This window comes from Alistipes sp. Marseille-P5061 (assembly GCF_900290115.1).
Lineage (GTDB): Bacteria > Bacteroidota > Bacteroidia > Bacteroidales > Rikenellaceae > Alistipes > Alistipes excrementigallinarum.
In genome coordinates, this window is the sequence record NZ_LT985748.1 from 370,464 (window position 1) to 390,269 (window position 19,806).

Here is a 19,806-nt window from a genome sequence, read left to right on the forward strand (position 1 = left end):
GCCGCAAGGCCGCGCCTCGCTGCACGGCAACAGGCCGGAACACGCCACATTGTCACGCCGCACCCGGCTCGGCACAACAGCACCCGGACTGCGACCGACATCCGGATGCAACCCCGCGTGCGGCACCTTTCGGGGCTTCGCCGCTGGGTGGCCGCACTCTGCTGCACGGCAGTGCTGGCCGGATGCGCGACACCGACTCAAAACGGCGCGGCGGCCGACGCGGCAACGGCACCGTCCGAGGCCCGTCCCGTCCGCGTGCGTCTGCTCTTTGCCGGTGACGTGATGGCCCACACACCGCAGCTCACCGCCGCCCGCACGGCCGACGGACAATACGACTTCCGTCCCGTCTTCTCCTACCTCAAGCCCCGCTTCGCCGAGGCCGACGCCGTGATTGTCAACCTCGAGACGACGCTCTCTCCCGAGCCCCCCTTCTCGGGCTATCCCTGCTTCCGCACGCCGGCCTCGATGGCCGATGCGCTGCGCGACGCGGGGGTCGACATGGCCGTGCTGGCCAACAACCACTGCTGCGACGCCGGTGAAAGGGGCATCCGCCGCACGGCCCGCGAGCTGGAGCGCTGCGGCATCCGCCATACGGGGGTCTTCGCCGACAGCATCGACTTTGTGGCGCGCAACCCGCTCCTCTTCGAGCGGCGCGGCATCCGCTTCGCCCTGCTCAACTACACCTATTCGACCAACGGGAATCCCGTTCCCAAAGGGGTTATCGTCAACCGCATCGACTCGGCCCTCATGGTGCGCGACCTCGAACGCGTGCGCCGCGACTCGGTCGACTGCACGATTGTCTGCATCCACTGGGGCGTGGAGTACGAACGGCGCGAGAACGGCTCGCAGCGCCACCTGGCCGACCTGCTGCGCCGCCACGGCGCCGACATCATCATCGGGAGCCACCCCCACGTGGTGCAGCCCTTCCGGGCCGATTCGCTCCACGCCGTCTTCTACTCGCTGGGCAACTTCGTCTCGAACCAGCGCTGGCGCTACTCCGACGGCGGGCTGATGGCCGAGGTGACGGCAACGCGCCGCCCCTCGGGCCGCATGAGCTACACGGCAAGGCCCGTTCCCGTCTGGGTGCTGCACCCCGGCTACCGGATTGTGCCGCCCGAGGTGGGCGACACGCTCCCGATGGCACCCGCCGTCCGGGCGCAATACGAGCGGTTCATGGAGGACACGCGCCGCACGCTCGGCGAGTAACCGCCCCACGGACAACAAACGACGGGCGGGAAAGGTTCACAAACCTTTCCCGCCCGTTCTTTTCAGGTGCGCGCCCCGGCCGTCAATGGAATCCCGGCGGGGGAGGGGGCATCATGCCCGGACCGCGGCGGCGCGGCTGCTCGACACCTTCGTAATCCTGGATGTTGCGCGAGCCCTTCTTGCCGAAGCGACGCAGGTTGTAGGTGAACTGCACCATGAAGTAGCGCCCGATGACGCTGTTGGTGGCGTTCTGCGTCCAGCCCGAGCCCACCGTACGGACGAAGGCCTTGTTCTGGTTGAAGATGTCGTTCACACCGACGCTTATCTCGCCGCGCTGGTTGCGGAAGACCTTCTTGCCGATGTAGGCGTTGCAGAGCAGGAACGAGTCGTTGTAGTCGTTCGTGAAACCGAGGTACTGCGTATAGGAGACCGCTGCCGTGAAGGTGAAGCCGAGCGGCAGGACAAACTTCATGTTGCCAATGGCCGAGTGGTTGAAGTAGCGGTTCTTCGAGCCCCCCTCAACCAGCGAGTTGGTCGCCTCGGAATAGGTTCCGTTCCAACCGAGCGTGAAGTCGACGTTCTCCGAAATGTTGCTGCCCAGCACGGCGTTGAAGTCGTAGCCTATAGTGCTCGTATCGTTGCGCGAACCGCCCGTAATCGAGCCGTCGTTCTGCACCACGCCGCCCAGCATGCTCGGCGTGAGCGTATAGGTCAGACCCGCCATCACGTTGAAGTTGCTCTTCAGGAAACCGATGGGGAAGCCGTAGCTCAGGTGGGTGCGCAGGTTCCAGTAGCCGTCCATGTTGACCGGACGCGAGTAGTAGTTGGGCGTATAGCTCTGGCCGTTGAGGGTGATGGTACCCGGCGAGGCGACCATGTGCGTGGCGTTGTAGTCCTGCGTGGCGTTCATCATGAACATCCACATGAAGGTGCGCCCCTTCGTCACGTTCGAATTGACGTAGTGAAGCCGGATGCGGTGGTTGTACGACGGATTGAGGTCGGGGTTACCGTTGGTGATGTTCTGCGCATCCGTCACGTCGGGCACGTTCTGCAGCGAGGTAATCTGGGGGTTGTCCGTATAGGAGGAGATGAACATGCGCAGCGAGTTCTCGCGGTTGAAGTTGAACTGACCCATCAGGAAGTAGGTCACGTTGTCGTACCCGTGGCTGATTTTGTCGCTCTGCCCGTGAATCACCTGTCCGTCGAGCATCGAACGCTGGTAGTAGACGTTGGCCACCAGCGTGTTGCGCTCCTTGGCCAGACGGAAGCCCGGGCCGACGGCATGGGTCTGGTAACCGCTCTCGTAGGAGTTTGAAAGGTCGCTATCAAACTCGAGGTCATCCAGCGTATAGCCCGCATAGGAGCGTTTGTCGCGTTCCTGAAAGTCGTACTTGAAGCGGTACTGGAGGCTCAGCTGCGAAATCTTGGAGATGGGCTCCGTATAGGTGAAGTTCGCACGCAGGCGGTAGCTGCTCGAAGGGGCTTCGTCGCGCAGATAGCGCAGACGCATGTAGTCGTCGGGATTCCACTCCCCGGTTTCGGGGTCCACCTCGGGACGGATGTCGCTGGTGGGCAGCACGTTCGAATAGGAGTCCGCATCGTCCGTACGGCTCGAATAGTTGGCGCTGCCGTCGAGCGTAATCGTACGGCCCGCCTTGCCCAGTTTGGCCCGGTAGACGGCCGACAGGCGGGCATTGTAGCCCTGACGCGTCGCATCCTCGAGGTTGTTCGTATAGCTGTATCCGCTGCCGCCGTCGGCCGGAGCTCCGTACTGCCAGCCGCGCGTCCAGCTGTAGGGGTCATTGGCCTGATAGCTGAAGCCCGGACGAATCATCAGGTTCTGGTTCTCCGAGATTTTCCACTCGATGCGGGCGTTGAAGCGGTGGTTGTTGCCCAGCGTGTTGGAGTAGCCGCGCGTCGCGAGGGTATCGAGCGGCATGGGAGCCTCGTACCACTTGTCGGTCGTCGCATGGTTGATGGTGCGGGTATTGTTGAAGAAGTAGCTGCCCTGGAACGAGACCTGGTCGCGCTTGCCCCACGTGTCGGAGTAGTTCACGCCGATGGCATTAACCCGCGCGACACCCGGTTGAGGGCGCACCATGTACTGGCCCACGCCCCGACGGGGACCGCCGCCGCCCGTCGAACCCGAGACGCCGAGGATATCCTCGAACGAGAAGTTCTGCTGGTTGACGTTGTTGAACAGGCCGATGACGGAGACACGGCTGTCGCCGCTGAAGATGTTGGCGTTGCCGCCGATGATGTACTTGTGCGAGGTGCCGGTCTGGGCGTCGGGTTCATATCCATAGCCGCCGTAGAACTTGCCGAACTGGCCCTGACGCATGTTCTCGTGCGTCACGATGTTGATGGCCTTGTAGCCCTCGCCGTCGTCCATGCCCGAGAATTCGGCCGCATCGCTCAGCTTGTCGAAGACCTCGATGCTCTTCACGGCCTCGGCCGGCAGCGACTTGATGGCCGTCGTGACATCCTCGCCGAAAAACTCCTTGCCGTCGACGAAGATTTTCTGCACCTCCTCGCCCTGGGCCTCGACCGCGCCGTCGGAAATCGTGATACCGGGCATCTTCTTGAGCAGACCCTCGACGTCGGCATCGGTCGCGACCTTGAAGGCGCTGGCGTTGTAGCTCAGCGTATCGCCCCGTTGCGAGGTCCGGAGCGCCTTCGCCTCCTTGACCACCGTGGCAATCTGCACACCGGCCTTCAGCGCGATTTCGCCCAGACTCTGGCGCGCCGACGAGACGGTGAACGTACGCGTTTCGTTATTATAACCCAGGAAGGAGACTTCGACACTGTACTCCCCGTAGGAGAGCCCCGAAATGGTCACCGCACCCTTGTAGCCCGATGTAAAAAAGCTCTTCGTATCGGGAGACTTCGTCGGAGAGACCTGCAGCACGGCGCCCGGGATGGTTTCGCCCGTCTCGGCATCGACAATCGTCGCCGTGACGCTTCCCTTCTGGGCAAAGGCCGCTACCGCAAGGAGGCTCGACAGTAAGGTCAGTATGATTCTTTTCATGTTTGTGTGTAGAGGTTCGAGTATTTCTATTTTGCGTCGTTTGCACGTATCGCATGCGAAATTAACGCTTTTATTTCGGATTTCCCATCCCGCGGGGGTGAAACGACAAAAAAGAGGTGTCAGCCGACTGCCGACACCTCTTTTCGTACGACGCAGAAGGCGTCATCGACGAGGATTTTCCTCCGAAGAGCTACTTTTTGTCGCCATGATGCTTCCCGGCATGCTTCGCACCGCGGTCGTGCTTGGCCGAACGCATCATCTTGGCCTGGTCCTCCTTCCACTGCTTGTACTGCTTCTCGGTGAGGATGCCCTTCATCTTCTCGTCGGCGGCCTTGCGCTCGGCCACCATCTGACGGCGGTGCTCCTGCATGCTCTGCACCTGCTGCAGGCTCAGGTAGTAGACCTGCTGCTTCTGGGCATCGGTCAGCTCGTAGCGCTGGGCCATGCGGTCACTCATGCGCTGAGCCATCTGCTCGGGAGTGGGGCGCTGCTTGGCCTTGGTGCGGGGAGCTTCGGTCTGCTGCGCGAATGCGCTCGTGCCGGCCAGCATGCAAACTGCTGCGAGGGCTGCAAATAATCTCTTTTTCATGGTTCCTTTGTTTTTTGGGGCCGCCGTGCGGCCGGTTACTGTTTCCGTGTTCGTCACAGTGCAAAGGTAGGGCCAGAGTGAAAGATTGAGGGCAGGGCAGCTGGTCAAACGCCTTTTTGCGCCGGCAAAACGACTACCCGGCGGGGTGAGCCGACGTGAGCCACGCCTTGAATTCAGGCACGCGGGCCTTCGAGATGATGATTCGCTCGGGGGTCTCCACCTGCAGGTTGAGCGCCAGCCGGCTGCCGAACCAGACGACGATGTCCTTCACGGCGCGGCGTGCCACGATGAACTGGCGGTTGGCCCGGAAGAAGTTGTCACCGGGCAGCTGCGCCTGCAGCGCCTCGAGCGTCCTGTCGAGCGTGTAGACCTCGCCGCCGAACGTATGGGCCGTGACCCGCTCGTTGGAGGTGTAGCAGAAGGCTATCTCCTCGCGACGCAACGGGATGATGCGGTCGCGGACATGAACCAGGAAGACATCCTCGCGCCGCTGGTCAGCCATCCGCTGCACACGCGAGCCGTAGGCGCGGCGCTCGTCGCCCGTCAGCCGGCGCAGCTTGTCGAGCGCCCGGCGGACGTCCCGCTCGTTGAGCGGCTTGAGCAGGTAGTCGATGCTGTTGACCTTGAAGGCCTCGAGCGCATAGCGGTCGTAGGCCGTAGTGAAGACCACCGGAGCGGTCACTTCGACCGCCTCGAAAATCCGGAACGAGTCGCCGTCGGCCAGGTGGATGTCCATGAAGAGCAGGTCGGGCGACGGATGCGTGCGCAGCCACTCGACGCTCTCGCTCACGCTCTCCAGCACACCCAGCACCTCGGCGTCGGGCTCGATGTCGGCAAGAATCGCCTCCAGATTGCGTGCCGCGGCGGTTTCGTCTTCGATGATGAGTGTTTTCATGCCTTTGTCTCGTTTTTGCGGAGCGGCAGACGCACGGTGAACTCCGCTTCGGTCTCGATGATTTCGATGTCGCTCCCCGTGATGAGCATCCAGCGGCTGCGCAGGTTGCGCAGACCGATGCCCGTCGAGGGCTCCTGCTCGAGCTTCGGGATGCGGGGATTCGACACCACCAGCACGCTCCCTTCGGTGCGGATGGAGATGTGGAAGGGTCGGTTGCGCGTGATGGCGTTGTGCTTGACGGCATTGCCGATGAGCGGCTGCAGCGAGAGGGCCGGCAGCAGCCACGAGCGGTACTCGTCGGCCACGTCGACATCGAAGAAGAGCTTGTCGGCATAGCGGATTTTGAACAGATAGCCGTATGCCTCGGCAAACCGCAGCTCCTCGCTCAGCGGCACGAGCGTGCTCTGACCGTTCTGGATGATGTAGCGGAACGTATAGGAGAGCTGGTCGATGTAGGTCAGCGCCTTCTCTCCGTCGCGTTCGCGCACGAGCATGGCCAGCGAGTTGAGCGAGTTGAAAAAGAAGTGGGGGTTGATTTGACCAACGAGCATGTTGTAGCGCGTCGTCAGATTCTCGTTCTTCAGCCGTTCGTTCTCCAGCACGACGGCCTGCCGCTGCGAGATGAGCACGTAGATGCGGCCGTAGAGCACCGAGACCACCACGGCGAACGAACACTTGAGCAGCAGCAGGTAGTCGAGCATCCGCCCGCTCATGAAGTTGAACATGATGCGCCCCGTATGCCATTGCGTGACGGGGGCAATCAGGTAGAGCAGCACCGCCGCCACGAGGCACCAGAGCGAGCGTTTGACAAAGCCGCGCGAGGTGTAGCGGTGACGGGCCGAGGTGAGAATCGAGAGCAGGATGAACGACACGACCAGGTAGTAGAGCAGCTGGAGCAGCATCTCGACCGTCCGCGACGGCCGGTTGAACAGCGCGCTGTAGTCGAACTCCACGCCGTTGCGGTAGCGGATGTCGGAGATGAGGGGATGGCCCCCCTCGCGTCCCCGGACGGAGAGGTCGGCGACGATGCGGTCGCCGTCTTCGAGCCCGAGCCTCCGGATGCGCGTCTGCGGCACGTAGACGCTGTCGCCGTTTTCATAGACCAGATAGCCGTGTCCGTCGGGGCTCACCGAGAGCCGTCCGGTCTCGCGCCGCTCGACAATCCGCGCCTTGCCGGGCTGCGGCTTGCCGAGTTCGCGCTGGTCGACCAGATAGAGCAGCAGGTAGGAGAAATTGACCACCAGGCTGATTGCCACAGCAACCAGCAGGTTGAGAATCACGGCCGAATATTTCGGATGGAGCCCCATGTCGTTCCGTCTGCGGGGTTACTCCTCCTTCGTGTACCACGACGCATAGAGCATGTAGTCGTGGGCCGTCCGGCGGATGATTTCGTCACGCTGCTCGGGCGTCACCTCCTTGACCTTGCGGGCCGGGACACCGGCGTAGACCGAGTTGGGCTCCAGCTGGGCGTTGGAGAGCACCAGCGCATTGGCCGCAATGATGCAGCCCGAGGGGACGTGGGCATTGTCGAGGATGGTGGAGCCCATGCCAATGAGGCAGTTGTCCTCGATGATGGCTCCGTGGATGGTTGCGTTGTGACCCACCGAGACGTCGTTGCCGATGATGGTCTGCGAGGGGTGCTTCGCCTTGTCGTAAATCGTGTGGAGCACCACACCGTCCTGGATGTTCGTACGGTCGCCGATGACGATTTTGTTCACATCGCCGCGCAGCACGGTGTTGTACCAAATCGAGCAGTCGTGACCGATGGTCACATCGCCCAGGATGACGGCCGTCTCGGCCACAAAGGTGTTCTCGCCAATGACGGGCTCGTGCCCGCGTACTTTTCGAATCAGTGCCATATTGAAAATGTCGTTTTTGTATACGTGTTTCGTTTCATGTCTTTCGGAGGGGGGCGGCCCGGCCGCATCGGGCAGGGTAGCGGACTACTCCTCCTTCTTGGCCTGCTGCCAGAGCGCCTCCATCTGGTCGAGGGTCATGTCGTGCAGCATGTGGCCCTCGGCGGCGGCGTGCTCCTCCATGTAGTTGAAGCGGCGGATGAACTTCTTGTTCGTCCGTTCGAGCGCCGCCTCGGGGTCGACGCCGTAGAGACGGCAGGCGTTGATGAGCGCGAAGAAGAGGTCGCCGAACTCGCCCTCGAGCCGTTCGTGGTCTTTCGAGTTGATTTCGGCCTCGACCTCGGCGGTCTCCTCCTTGACCTTGGCCCAGACATCCTCGCGGCGCTCCCAGTCGAAGCCCGTCGCGGCGGCCTTTTCGCCCACGCGGTAGGCCTTGACCATCGCCGGCAGCGAACGGGGCACGCCGCCCAGCGTGCCGCTCTTGCGCTTCTTCTTGCGCAGTTTGAGCGCCTCCCAGTTCTCCTTCACCTCGTCGGGCGTATTGGCGTGGATGTCGCCGTAGACGTGCGGATGGCGGTAGATGAGTTTGTCGCACAGCGCATTGGCCACGTCGGCAAAGTCGAACGCGCCCTGCTCCTCGCCCAGTTTCGAGTAGAAGACCACGTGGAGCAGCAGGTCGCCCAGCTCCTCCTTGATGCCCTCCATGTTGTGGTCGAGAATCGCATCGGCCAGTTCGTAGGTCTCCTCAATCGTGTTGCTCCGCAACGAATCGAATGTCTGTTCGCGGTCCCACGGGCATTCGCGGCGCAGGGTGTTCATCACCTCCAGCAGCCGGGCCGTGGCCTCCAAACGTTTGTCTTCCATAGGATTGAATATCTTTGAATCGTCTGTTTCACACTTCCTGTCCGCATCCGGACGCACTCCGCCGGGAGGTCTCCGTGCGGCTGCCGTCCGCATGACGGCCGGAGCGCTCCTTCGCTCCATAATTGAGGCAAAGTTACGAATTCGGCGGAAAAAATATAACTTTGCACGAGACAAAAACACCCATTTTCCCCATGAAAATACGTCATCTGCTCTCTGCGGCCGCCCTGTGGTTCCTCACGCTGACGGCCCAGGCACAACCCGCACCGGCCCACCGTACCGACCTCGGAGGCGAGTTTCTCCTCACGCGAGCGACGCTCGTCACCTACGAACAGGGGCTCGAGGCGCTGGCCGACTACCTGCGCTCGTACCTCCCGCTGGCGGGCGCAAGCGAGCAGTACGCCTCCGACGCGGCGCTCGTGCTGGCGCTCGACCCCTCGCTCGGCGAGGAGGCCTACCGGCTCGACATCCTCCCCGACCACATCGCCATCGAGGGCGGCGCCTACGGCGGCGTCTTCAACGGCATCCAGCAGCTCTTCCGCCTCCTGCCGCCCGAGGTCTATGCCCGGGAGTGCACGCTGCCGCTCCGGCTGCCGACGCTGCACATCGAGGATGCTCCGCGCTTCGCCTACCGGGGCATGATGCTCGACGTAGCCCGCACGTGGGTGGATGCACCTCATGTGAAACGTTACATAGACCTGCTTTCGTATCATAACATAAACAAGTTGCACCTTCATCTAAGCGATGACGAAGGGTGGCGCATCGAAATCCGATCGCACCCCGAGTTGACCGAAATCGGCGGCTTCCGAGGCGGCGACTCGCCCGTGCGGCCCATCTACGGAAAGTGGGACGAAAAGTACGGCGGCTACTACACCCAGGAGCAGATGCGCGAGCTGATTGCCTACGCCGCGGCACGCAACATCGAAATCATCCCCGAAATCGACCTTCCGGGACACAGCCGCAACATCGCCTCGGTCCATCCCGAGATTCGCTGCAACTACCGTCCCGATACGGTCTCGACATGCGGCTACGACTACCGTTCGGCATGGTGCGTGGCCCGCGAGGAGAACTACCGTCTGCTCGAGGATATCCTCGGCGAGCTCTGCGCGCTCTTCCCCTCGCCCTACATCCACATCGGCGGCGACGAGGTCGATGCCTCGCAATGGGAGCGCTGTCCCGACTGCCGGGCGCTGATGGAGCGCCGCGGCATCACCGACCCGCACCGGCTCGAGGATATCTTCATGCAGCGCATGAGCGACATCCTCGCCGCCCACGGCAAGAGGCCGGCACTCTGGAACGAAGCGGTCAAGCGCGGCGGACCGGCGCGCACGAGCCGCGTCCACGGCTGGGAGAGCGTCCGGGCCTGCCTCGATGCCGTCGACAAGGGGTATCCGACGGTGGTGATGCCCGCAACGAGCTTCTACTTCGACATGCGGCAGTCGCCCCACGAGGAGGGCCACAGCTGGGCCGCCGTCTTCGATGCCCGCACCACCTACAACTTCGACTTCGCCCGCGAAGGCTTCAATGCCGAGCGGATGCGCCACGTAGAGGGCCTCGAGTCGGCCTTCTGGAGCGAGGCCTACGTCTCGCACGAGCCCGAAAAGCCCGACTACCTCGACTACATGACCTTCCCTCGCTTGTGCGCCCTCTCGCGCCTGGCCTGGAGCGGCAACGAGGAGGGGTGGGAGTCCTACTACCGCGAACTGGTCGGGGAGCACTACGACCGCATGACGGCCATGGGCATCCGCTTCCGCCTCTTCCCGCCGACGGTCTCCTGCCGCAACGGCGAGCTCACGGCCTCGACCGACGACGGCTCGACGCTCTGCTACCTCGTCGACTCGTCGCCCGAGGAGCATTCCTATACCGGCCCCATCGCCACCACGCAGCCGTACCGCTACCGCTTCTTCACGCGCCGCGGCACGGGCCGCAGCCCCGAGGCGGCCGACCGCTCCTTCTACCGCACCGTTACCCCCTCGTGGAAGCTCACCTCGTCGATGCCCCTGAGCGAGCGCTTCCCGGCCTCAAACGCCGAGCACTACCGCGGCATGAGCCGCACGAGCCGCACCTGCCGGCCGAAGGACTGGCTGCTCTACACCTTCGACATGCCGCTGCGCTGCCGCGAGCTCTTCCTCCAGACGGGATACCGGCAGCTGCCCAACGCCCACATCGTCACGGGCTATGCCGAGGTCTCCTACGACGGCGTACGCTTCGAGCGGGCCGGAGCGCTCGACAAGGGGTGCATCACGCTCCGTCCCAACCGGCCGGTGAGGGCCGTGCGGCTCGTGGCGACCTGCCGCGGTAACAGCACCCCCTTCGTCGTCATCCAGCCGCCCGTCGTGAAGCCGGTGCTCTGACCCCTCAGCCGGAAGAGGGCCGTGCATCCATGCACACAAAAAAATCCTGCCGCACCATCTGCGACAGGATTTTTTCTTGGACTGTTTCGGACAGAGGCCCGCTAGACCGCGGAACGGCCGCCGGAGCCGCCGCCCCGGTCAGAGGCTTCAGGCGCGAATCTGCGCGCCGCACCGCTGCTCGAACTGCTTCGCGAGGGTGGTCATCACCCGCTCGATGCTCTTCTCGTCGAGCGTCCGGCTCTTGTCCTCCAGGAAGAAGCTCAGCGCATAGGACTTCTTGCCCTCGGGCAGCTTGTCGCCCTCGTAGACGTCGAAGAGCAAGACGCTCTTGAGCAGCTTGCGCTCGGCAGCGAAGGCCACGTCGCGCAGCGCCGAGAAGGTGACCGACTTGTCGACCAGCAGCGCCAGGTCGCGCTTTACCTCGGGGTATTTCGACAGCTCCTCGGCTGCAATGCGATGCTTCCGGGTCGACTTGACCAGCAGGTCGAAGTTCAGCTCCATGAAGTAGACCGGCTGCTTGACGTCGGTTGCGCGGCGCACCCGGGCGCTCACCGAACCGATTTGCAGCAGCTCCTTGCCGTTGAGCGACATGCTCAGCGCCTCGCTGAAGAGGTCGCTGTCGAGCGTCTCGCACTTCAGCGTGTAGATGTCGATGCCGAAGCGGCGCAGCAGCAACTCGGCCACAGCACGCAGCGTGAAGAAGGAGGTATGCTCCGCCTTGACGTTCCACGAAGGCTCCGTGGCAAGACCCGTCACGGCCACCGCCAGGCGGTAACCCTCCGAGTAGGGGGCCAGCGCCTGCTCGCCGCCGCGCTTCGACGCATCGTAGAAGTAGCAGTTGCCGAACTCGTAGAGCTTCAGGTCGCCGTTCTTGCGGTTGACGTTGAGCTGGATGGCCTCCATCATGTTGAAGAGCAACGTCTGACGCAGCACGTTCAGGTCGGTGCTCAGCGGATTGAGAATCCGCACGCAGTGCTCGGCCGGATAGCTCGTCAGCCCCTCGTAGTAGGCCCCCTTCGTGAGCGAGTTGGACATGATTTCCGTGAAGCCGCGGTCGGTCAGGAAGTCGGCCGCCAGGTTGACCAGCCGGTTGCGGTCGGGTTTGGGCGCATAGGAGAGCGTCGAGCGCACGCGTGCGGGAATCTCGACGTTGTTGTAGCCGTAGATGCGGAGAATATCCTCGATGAGGTCGGCCTCACGCTGCACGTCAACGCGGTAGGGCGGTACGGCCACCGTCATCACGCCGTCGTGCTCGGCGAGAATCTTCACCTCCAGCGCATCGAGAATCGTGCGGACCGTCTCCTCGGACAGCTCCTTGCCGATGAGCGCATTGATGCGGGCGAAGGAGACGTCGAAGGTGAAGTCGCGGGCCGGAACGGGGCAGATGTCCGTGATGTCGCTCGAGATGGTGCCGCCGGCGAGCTCCTTCATCAGCAGGGCGGCGCGCTTGGCTGCATAAATCTGCAGGTTGGGGTCCACGCCGCGCTCGAAGCGGAACGACGAGTCGGTATTCAGACCGAACCGCTTGGCAGTCTTGCGCACCGATACGGGGTTGAAGTAGGCGCTCTCGATAAAGACGTCAGTCGTCGTCTCGCTGATGCCCGAATCCAGACCGCCGAAGACGCCGGCGATGCACATCGGGCGCTCGGCCGAGCAAATCATCAGGTCGTTGGCCGTGAGCTTGCGCTCCACGCCGTCGAGCGTCACGAAGGGGGTCCCTTCGGCGCAGGTGCGCACGACGATTTCATGCCCCTCGATTTTCGAGGCATCGAAGGCGTGCAGCGGCTGCCCCAGCTCGAAGAGGACGAAGTTGGTGATGTCGACCAGGTTGTTCTTGGGGTTGATGCCCGCCGCGCGGAGGCAGTTCTGCATCCACTCGGGCGAGGGGCCGATTTTGCATCCCGTCACCGTCACGCCGGCATAGCGGGGGGCCGCCTCCGCATTCTCGACGCGGATGCGCATCTCGAGGTTGTGGTTGTCCGGAGCGAAGGCCGAAACGTCGGGCCACTTCACCTCGACCTGTTCGCCGCGGCTGCGCAGGTAGGCCGCCAGGTCGCGTGCCACGCCGATGTGCGAGGCGGCATCGACCCGGTTGGGGGTCAGACCAATCTGAATCAGATAGTCATCCTCGATGTGGAGGAACTCCTTGGCCGGCGTACCCACGACGGCATCGGCCGGAAGCTCCATGATGCCCGCGTGCGACGAGCCGACACCCAGCTCGTCCTCGGCACAGAGCATGCCGAGCGACTCCACGCCGCGAATCCTGCTGCGCTTGATTTTGAACTCCTCCTCGCCACCGTTGGGGTAGAGCACCGAACCTACGGTGGCGCAGAGCACCTTGAGCCCCGCACGGCAGTTGGCGGCGCCGCAGACAATCTGGAGCGGCTCGCCGCTTCCCACGTCGACCGTCGTTATGTGGAGGTGGTCCGAATCGGGATGGTCGACGCAGGTCAGCACCTCGCCGACCACGACGCCCTTCAGACCGCCGCGTATGGTTTCGATTTTCTCGAACCCTTCGACCTCGAGGCCGATGTCCGTCAGAATCACGGAAATCTGCTCCGCCGTCAGCGAAGTGTCGAGGTAACGTCTAAGCCAGTTATACGAAATATTCATATCGTTGTGTTTTGATTTTGCAGATTATCATGCAAAAATACAAATTTTTCCGGAACTCGGCGGCTTTTTCCGCAGTTTTCACGCGGAAACAGTTCTCCGAGAGCAGGTAACCCCTCCGTCGCGCAGCGTCACGCGCGGTCCGGACGCCAATCCGCCCGCTGCAGAAGGCGTCAACATCCGCGACCGCCGCGGATACGGTCCAAAGGTGGGGCATAAGCGCCTCCTGCCACAAATTCTATAAATAGGTGTCTGCTTTTTTTGCGAAAATAATCCGCGAAACGGTTGCTTTTTTCGTTTCGAAACATTACTTTTGTTTCAAGCAATTCGAAAGAATGTTCTGCAATTTCAACATACAGGCTTGGTGGTGGCACCCGTTGACGCTCGTGAACAATGAGTGCGCCCCGTCGCATGTGTGGTGAAACCCCAAGGATACACACTTGAAACCCGTTGTTTACGAATCGTAAGCAACGGGTTTTTTCATATCCGTATCAAAACTCAATCTCAAAATCTTCTAAAATTTCAACGCCATGGAAACGAAAAAAATCTGCCTCTCCGAGCGTCAAATGCCCACCCAATGGTACAACATCGTGGCCGACATGCCCAACAAGCCCCTGCCGCCCCTGAATCCCGCCACCAAGGAGCCCGTCAACAAGGAGCCCGTCACCAAGGAGCAGATGTCGGCCATCTTCGCCGAAGAGCTCATCGACCAGGAGATGTCGACCGAGCGCTTCATCGATATTCCGGAAGAGGTGCAGGAAATCTATAAAATCTGGAGACCCACGCCGCTCGTCCGCGCCACGGCGCTCGAAAAGGCCCTCGACACCCCCGCCAGGATTTACTTCAAGAACGAGAGCGTCTCGCCGGCCGGCTCGCACAAGCCCAACACGGCCGTACCGCAGGCCTACTACAACCACAAGCAGGGCATCAAGCATCTGACCACCGAGACCGGAGCCGGACAGTGGGGAGCCTCAATCGCCTTCGCGGCCAAGCACTTCGGCATCGACCTTCGGGTCTTCATGGTCAAGGTCAGCTACAACCAGAAGCCCTACCGACGGCTGATGATGAACACGTGGGGCGCCGAATGCGTGGCATCGCCCTCGACGCTCACCGAATCGGGCCGGGCCGCCCTCAAGCGCGACCCCGACTGCTCGGGAAGCCTCGGACTGGCCATCTCGGAGGCCGTGGAGGTGGCGCTGCGCAGCCCCGAGGATACGCGCTACTGCCTGGGCAGCGTACTGAACCACGTGCTGCTCCACCAGACGGTCATCGGACAGGAGGCCGTCGCACAGATGGAGATGGCCGACGCCGAGCCAGACATGGTGATTGGCTGCTTCGGCGGCGGCAGCAACTTCGCCGGCATCAGCTTCCCCTTCCTGCGCAGGAATTTCGTCGAGGGCAAGAAGATACGGGCCATCGCCGTCGAACCCGAAAGCTGCCCGAAGCTCACCCGCGGAGCATTCCAGTACGATTTCGGCGATGTGGCCGGATACACGCCGCTGATTCCGATGTATACGCTCGGGCACAACTTCCAGCCCTCGGACATCCACGCCGGCGGACTGCGCTACCACGGTGCAGGAGCCATCGTCAGCCAGCTGCTCAAGGACGGGCTCATCGAGGCCCAGTCCATTCCGCAGAACGAGACGCTGGCCGCCGGCATCCTCTTCGCCCGAACCGAGGGCATCATCCCGGCTCCGGAGTCGACCCATGCCATCGCCGCCACCATCCGCGAAGCCCTTCGGGCCAGGGAGGAGGGGCGCGCAAAGACAATCCTCTTCAACCTCTCGGGCAACGGCGTCATCGACCTCTATGCCTACGAGCAGTATCTGGCCGGAGCGCTGAAGGACTACTCGCCCTCGGATGCCGAGATTTCGAAGACCCTCTCCCAGCTGGAGAAGCTCATCTGAAGAGCACCTCTAACAACAAAATGAGTGAGCGAACCGCCCCGAGGCAGTCCGCTCACTTTTTTTGTCCGCCGGCGAACGGTCCGGTCACCGCTCCGCTCAGCGCGAGCCGAGCCAGAGGAAGAACATGCCGACCAGAATGAAGAGCAGGTCGAGCGCCTTAGCCCGCAGATTCCGCTCGTGGAAGAGCAGCGCCCCGCAGCAGAACGAAACCACCACCGAGCCGCGGCGCACCATCGAGACCACCGAAATCATCGCCCCCTCTTCGCCCAGCGCCGTCAGGTAGGCGAAGTCGGCCAGCGAGAGGAAGATTGAGATGAGCGGAATGGCCCAGCTCCAGTGGAACGGGGTGGTCGTGCGGCGGCGGGGCCACCAGAGCAGGCCGACCACCGTGCCCATCATCAGCAGCTGGTAGAAGTTGTACCAACTCTGGACGAAGACCGGGTCGAGCCGCGCCATGATGTACTTGTCGTAGAGACCGCTGACGGCCCCCATGACTGCGGCGGCCGCGATGCAGAGTATCCAGACGTTGTGGGCGAAATCGACCCCTTCGCGCCGTCCCGAACGGCTCAGCAGAAAGAGCGACAGCAGCGCCAGTGCCACACCGACCCACTGGTAGCCGTTGAGCCGCTCGCCGAAGAGCAGCATCGCGCCGACGAGCACCATGACGGGACGCGTGGCGTTGATGGGGCCCACGATGGTGAGCGGGAGATGTTTCATGGCGAAGTATCCGAATACCCACGACACCAGCACGATGGCCGACTTGAGCGCAACCAGCGCGTGAGCATGTGCATCACCCGGGACACTCTCGAGCAACGTCCCGTCGAACCATCCCAGACCGCACTCCGCAGCCACGATGACCGGGACGAAGAGCAGGCTCGAAAAGAGCGTATTGAGCAGCAGGACGGGCAACACGGCGTTGTCCGTCAGCGCCCGCTTTTTGGCCACGTCGTAGAGGCCCAGCAGGGCGGCAGAGGTAAAGGCAAGAGTCAGCCACATGATTCGTTCACGGTTTTGGGGTCGGATTACGTCACCGGCCGGAGTTCAGCCGGCAACCCGACAGAAAAAGCAGGCCGCCGATAGGGGTGAGGCCGACATGAAGCAGGCCACCGGCAGGAGAGCCGACCACCCGCAAAAGAGCCGGCTGCCGGCGGGGCAGCGGGCGGACCGACGGTAGAACTGGCGGCCCGGCAGGGTAGCAGGCGCCCGGTCGATTCGGCCGACCGGCTACAAGTCCCGGCTACAGTTCGTCGCTATAGACCGCGCCGGGCAGGTCGTGCAGGTTGTAGCGCGAGGCCATCGACATGCCGTAGGCGCCGGCCGACTTGATGGAGAGCAGGTCGCCGCGGCGGGTCGTGCGCAGCGTCACGTTCTCGTCGAAGACGTCGGTCGATTCGCAGGCCGTACCCACCACCGTATACTTCTCGCGTGTCTCGGCCTCGGAGGTGACGTTCTCAATGTTGTGGTAGGAGCCATAGAGCGCCGGACGAATCAGTTCGGTCATGCTGGCGTCGACAATCACCAGCTTGCGGCCCGTGGCCGTGGTCTTGTTGAAGAGCACCGAGGTAATCAACTCGCCGCACTCGCCGACAATCGAACGGCCGAACTCGAAGTGCACCTCGCGGCCGCCCACCTGCAGATGGGTGTGGACAATCGAGAAGAGGGAGGCGAAGTTGGGAATCGGCTCGTTCTCGGGCACGTCGTAGTTGATGCCCAGGCCGCCGCCCACGTCGACAAAGCGGAACGAGAAGCCCTGCGCCTCGAGGTTGGCCACGATGGCGTTGACCTTGTGGCACATGTTCTCGAAGACGTGCAGCTCGCGAATCTGCGAGCCGATATGCAGGTGGATGCCGACGATGCTAATGTGCGACAGCGACTTAATCCACTCGGCATGGGCCAGCACCTCCTCGTACGAGATGCCGAACTTGCTGTCGGCCTGTCCCGTGTCGATGCAGTGGTTGGTCTTGGGGTCGATGTCGGGGTTGATGCGCAGCGCCACGTCGGTCACACGCCCCGCCTCGGCCGCAAGCAGGTCGACCAGCTCCAGCTCCTCGATGGATTCGCAGTTGATGGCCATGATGCCCTGCTCGATGGCGTAGCGCAGCTCCTTATCGCGTTTGCCCACGCCGGCATAGACGATGCCGCGGGGGTCGAAGCCCGCCTCTACGGCCTTGCGCAGCTCGTTGCCCGAGGCGCAGTCGATGCCGAGCCCGTACTCGCGGATGACCGCAAGCAGGTGGTCGTCGTAGTTGGCCTTGATGGCGTAGTGAACCTTGTAATCGTATTTTTTCGACTCCGAGACGACGCTTTCTAGCGTCTGACGCAGCAGCGCGATGTCGTAGAGATAGAACGGGGTCTCGAACTCCCTCAGCCGGGGAGCAATCTGTCTGCTCAGCATGTTATGTGATTTAATTAACCTGTTTAACCTTAACCGAAGGGCAAAGATAAAAAATTCCGTTCAGACGACAAAATCCACGCTTCCGTCCCGCAAACCTTTCCGCAGCCTCCCAGCCCCGACCCTCCGCCGCGAAGCCGGCCGCACCGATTCCGCCCGCCGCACGACACCAGTTCCGACACCGGTTCCGACACCACCGACCCGCAAAAAGCCCCTGCACGGCGAACAAGCCGCCGAAAATCGCGCCGCTGCGGGCACGGAGTCCCTTCGGTTTCCGAAAAAGTTCGTATATTTGCATGAATTTTTCCGCCACGACATGAAAAACATCCGCAACTTCTGCATCATAGCCCACATCGACCACGGCAAGAGTACGCTTGCCGACCGCCTGCTCGAAAAGACCAACACGCTCAACCAGCGCGAGATGCAGGCCCAGGTGCTCGACGACATGGAGCTCGAGCGCGAAAAGGGCATCACCATCAAGAGCCACGCCATCCAGATGGAGTACTGCGCCAGCGACGGAGAACTCTATACGCTCAACCTCATCGACACGCCGGGGCACGTCGACTTCTCCTACGAGGTCTCGCGTGCCATAGCCTCGTGCGAGGGGGCGCTGCTGGTCGTCGACGCCACGCAGGGCATCCAGGCACAGACCATCTCGAACCTCTATCTGGCCGTGGGGCACGACCTCACGATTATCCCCGTGCTCAACAAAATCGACATGGAGTCGGCGATGATTGACGAGGTGAAGGACCAGGTCGTCGACCTGCTGGGCTGCAAGGAGGAGGAGATTCTGCTCGCCTCGGGCAAGACGGGTGCCGGCATCGAAGAGGTGCTCGAAGCCATCGTCCAGCGCATTCCCGCCCCCAAGGGCGACGAGAATGCCCCGCTGCAGGCGCTCATCTTCGACTCGGTGTTCAACCCCTTCCGCGGCATCATCGCCTATTACCGCATCTTCAACGGCACGCTCCGCAAGGGCGAGCACGTCAAGTTCTTCAACACGGGCAGCGAGTACGACGCCGACGAGGTGGGCGTACTGAAGCTCAAGATGCAGCCCCGCGACAAGGTCTGCGCCGGAGACGTGGGGTATATCTGCTCGGGCATCAAGACCTCGTCCGACGTCAAGGTCGGCGACACAATCACCTCGGTGGAGAACCCCGCCCACGAGGCCATCGCCGGCTTCGAGGATGTCAAGCCGATGGTCTTCGCCGGCGTCTACCCGGTCGAGGCCGACCAGTACGAGGACCTGCGCGCCTCGCTCGAGAAGCTGCAGCTCAACGACGCTTCACTGACGTTCGAGCCCGAGAGCTCGCTGGCGCTCGGCTTCGGCTTCCGGTGCGGCTTCCTCGGACTGCTCCACATGGAGATTATCCAGGAGCGGCTCTACCGCGAGTTCGACATGGACGTCATCACCACCGTGCCGAACGTCTCCTACCGCATCACCACCACGCAAGGCGAGGTGCTCGAGGTGCACAACCCCTCGGGACTGCCCGAAATCACGAAGATTGCCAAAATCGAGGAGCCCTACATCCTCGCCCAGATTATCACCAAGGCGGACTTCCTGGGCAACGTCATCAAGCTCTGCATCGACAAGCGCGGCGTGATGAAGAACCAGACCTTCATCACGCAGGACCGCGTGGAAATCAACTTCGACATGCCGCTTTCGGAGATTGTCTTTGACTTCTACGACAAGCTCAAGAGCATCTCGAAAGGCTACGCGTCGTTCGACTACCACCGCACGGGCTACCAGCCCTCGAAGCTGGCCAAGCTGGACATCCTGCTCAACGGTGAACCGGTCGACGCCCTCTCATCGCTCATCTACGCCGACCACGCCTACGACTTCGGCCGCAAGATGTGCGAAAAGCTCAAGGAGCTCATCCCCCGGCAGCAGTTCGACATCGCCATCCAGGCGGCCATCGGCGCCAAGATTATCGCCCGCGAGACGGTCAAGGCGGTGCGCAAGGATGTGACGGCCAAGTGCTACGGCGGTGACATCACGCGCAAGCGCAAACTTCTGGAGAAGCAGAAGCGAGGCAAGAAACGCATGCGTCAAATCGGCAACGTCGAGGTTCCCCAGTCGGCCTTTCTCGCCGTCCTCAAAATGGATTAAC

General features: G+C 62.5%; 13 protein-coding genes. 4 read left to right on the forward strand and 9 right to left on the reverse strand.

All coding sequences use genetic code 11. The annotated features are described in order from the left end of the window. Positions 1–117 precede the first annotated feature (117 nt). Complete coding sequence (locus tag C8267_RS01475; RefSeq protein ID WP_234025651.1) at positions 118–1,206, forward strand: CapA family protein; 1,089 nt, start codon at positions 118–120, stop codon at positions 1,204–1,206. An 82-nt stretch (positions 1,207–1,288) separates the two neighbouring features. On the opposite strand, the gene C8267_RS01480 is transcribed toward C8267_RS01475, so the two are convergent. The 6 genes from C8267_RS01480 to mazG all read right to left on the reverse strand — a co-directional run bounded on the left by C8267_RS01480 (position 1,289) and on the right by mazG (position 8,438). Then, a complete protein-coding gene (locus C8267_RS01480) occupies positions 1,289–4,234 on the reverse strand; it encodes an outer membrane beta-barrel protein (protein WP_106633395.1) in 2,946 nt (981 codons plus the stop codon). A 190-nt stretch (positions 4,235–4,424) separates the two neighbouring features. After that, complete coding sequence (locus tag C8267_RS01485) at positions 4,425–4,823, reverse strand: DUF4890 domain-containing protein (protein ID WP_106633396.1); 399 nt, start codon at positions 4,821–4,823, stop codon at positions 4,425–4,427. Positions 4,824–4,956: 133 nt separating this feature from the next. Then, positions 4,957–5,718, reverse strand: a complete 762-nt coding sequence (locus C8267_RS01490; RefSeq protein WP_106633397.1) for a LytR/AlgR family response regulator transcription factor — start codon at positions 5,716–5,718, stop codon at positions 4,957–4,959. Beyond that, the gene (locus C8267_RS01495; RefSeq protein ID WP_234025652.1) at positions 5,715–6,998 is read right to left on the reverse strand and encodes a histidine kinase; all 1,284 of its coding nucleotides are present in this window, start codon (positions 6,996–6,998) and stop codon (positions 5,715–5,717) included. The genes C8267_RS01490 and C8267_RS01495 overlap by 4 nt, the downstream gene beginning before the upstream one ends. 45 nt (positions 6,999–7,043) lie before the next feature. Continuing rightward, positions 7,044–7,577 (reverse strand): gamma carbonic anhydrase family protein, encoded by a 534-nt coding sequence (locus C8267_RS01500; protein ID WP_087361805.1) that lies wholly within the window; start codon positions 7,575–7,577, stop codon positions 7,044–7,046. An 84-nt stretch (positions 7,578–7,661) separates the two neighbouring features. Continuing rightward, complete coding sequence (mazG, locus tag C8267_RS01505) at positions 7,662–8,438, reverse strand: nucleoside triphosphate pyrophosphohydrolase (protein WP_087361804.1); 777 nt, start codon at positions 8,436–8,438, stop codon at positions 7,662–7,664. A 191-nt stretch (positions 8,439–8,629) separates the two neighbouring features. Between mazG and C8267_RS01510 the strand changes: the two genes are divergently transcribed. Then, entirely contained in the window at positions 8,630–10,789 is a 2,160-nt protein-coding gene (locus tag C8267_RS01510) for a beta-N-acetylhexosaminidase (RefSeq protein ID WP_106633398.1), read from the forward strand. A 147-nt stretch (positions 10,790–10,936) separates the two neighbouring features. Here the strand turns inward: C8267_RS01510 and pheT are convergent, their stop codons facing one another. After that, entirely contained in the window at positions 10,937–13,402 is a 2,466-nt protein-coding gene (gene pheT / locus C8267_RS01515; protein WP_106633399.1) for a phenylalanine--tRNA ligase subunit beta, read from the reverse strand. Between the two features lie 527 nt (positions 13,403–13,929). On the opposite strand from pheT, the gene C8267_RS01525 reads away from it, so the two are divergent. Further along, on the forward strand, positions 13,930–15,306 hold the full coding sequence (locus C8267_RS01525; protein ID WP_106633401.1) for a TrpB-like pyridoxal phosphate-dependent enzyme: 1,377 nt from the start codon (positions 13,930–13,932) through the stop codon (positions 15,304–15,306). A 96-nt stretch (positions 15,307–15,402) separates the two neighbouring features. Here C8267_RS01525 and C8267_RS01530 read toward each other — a convergent pair whose 3' ends face one another. Together C8267_RS01530 and lysA are read right to left on the reverse strand one after the other, a co-directional pair. Beyond that, complete coding sequence (locus tag C8267_RS01530) at positions 15,403–16,302, reverse strand: DMT family transporter (protein ID WP_087361800.1); 900 nt, start codon at positions 16,300–16,302, stop codon at positions 15,403–15,405. Between the two features lie 241 nt (positions 16,303–16,543). Then, positions 16,544–17,701: a diaminopimelate decarboxylase gene (gene lysA / locus C8267_RS01535; protein WP_106633402.1), complete on the reverse strand. Its 1,158-nt coding sequence runs from the start codon at positions 17,699–17,701 to the stop codon at positions 16,544–16,546. Positions 17,702–18,014: 313 nt separating this feature from the next. On the opposite strand from lysA, the gene lepA reads away from it, so the two are divergent. Beyond that, entirely contained in the window at positions 18,015–19,805 is a 1,791-nt protein-coding gene (gene lepA / locus C8267_RS01540; protein ID WP_106633403.1) for a translation elongation factor 4, read from the forward strand. The last annotated feature ends 1 nt before the right edge of the window (position 19,806 follow it).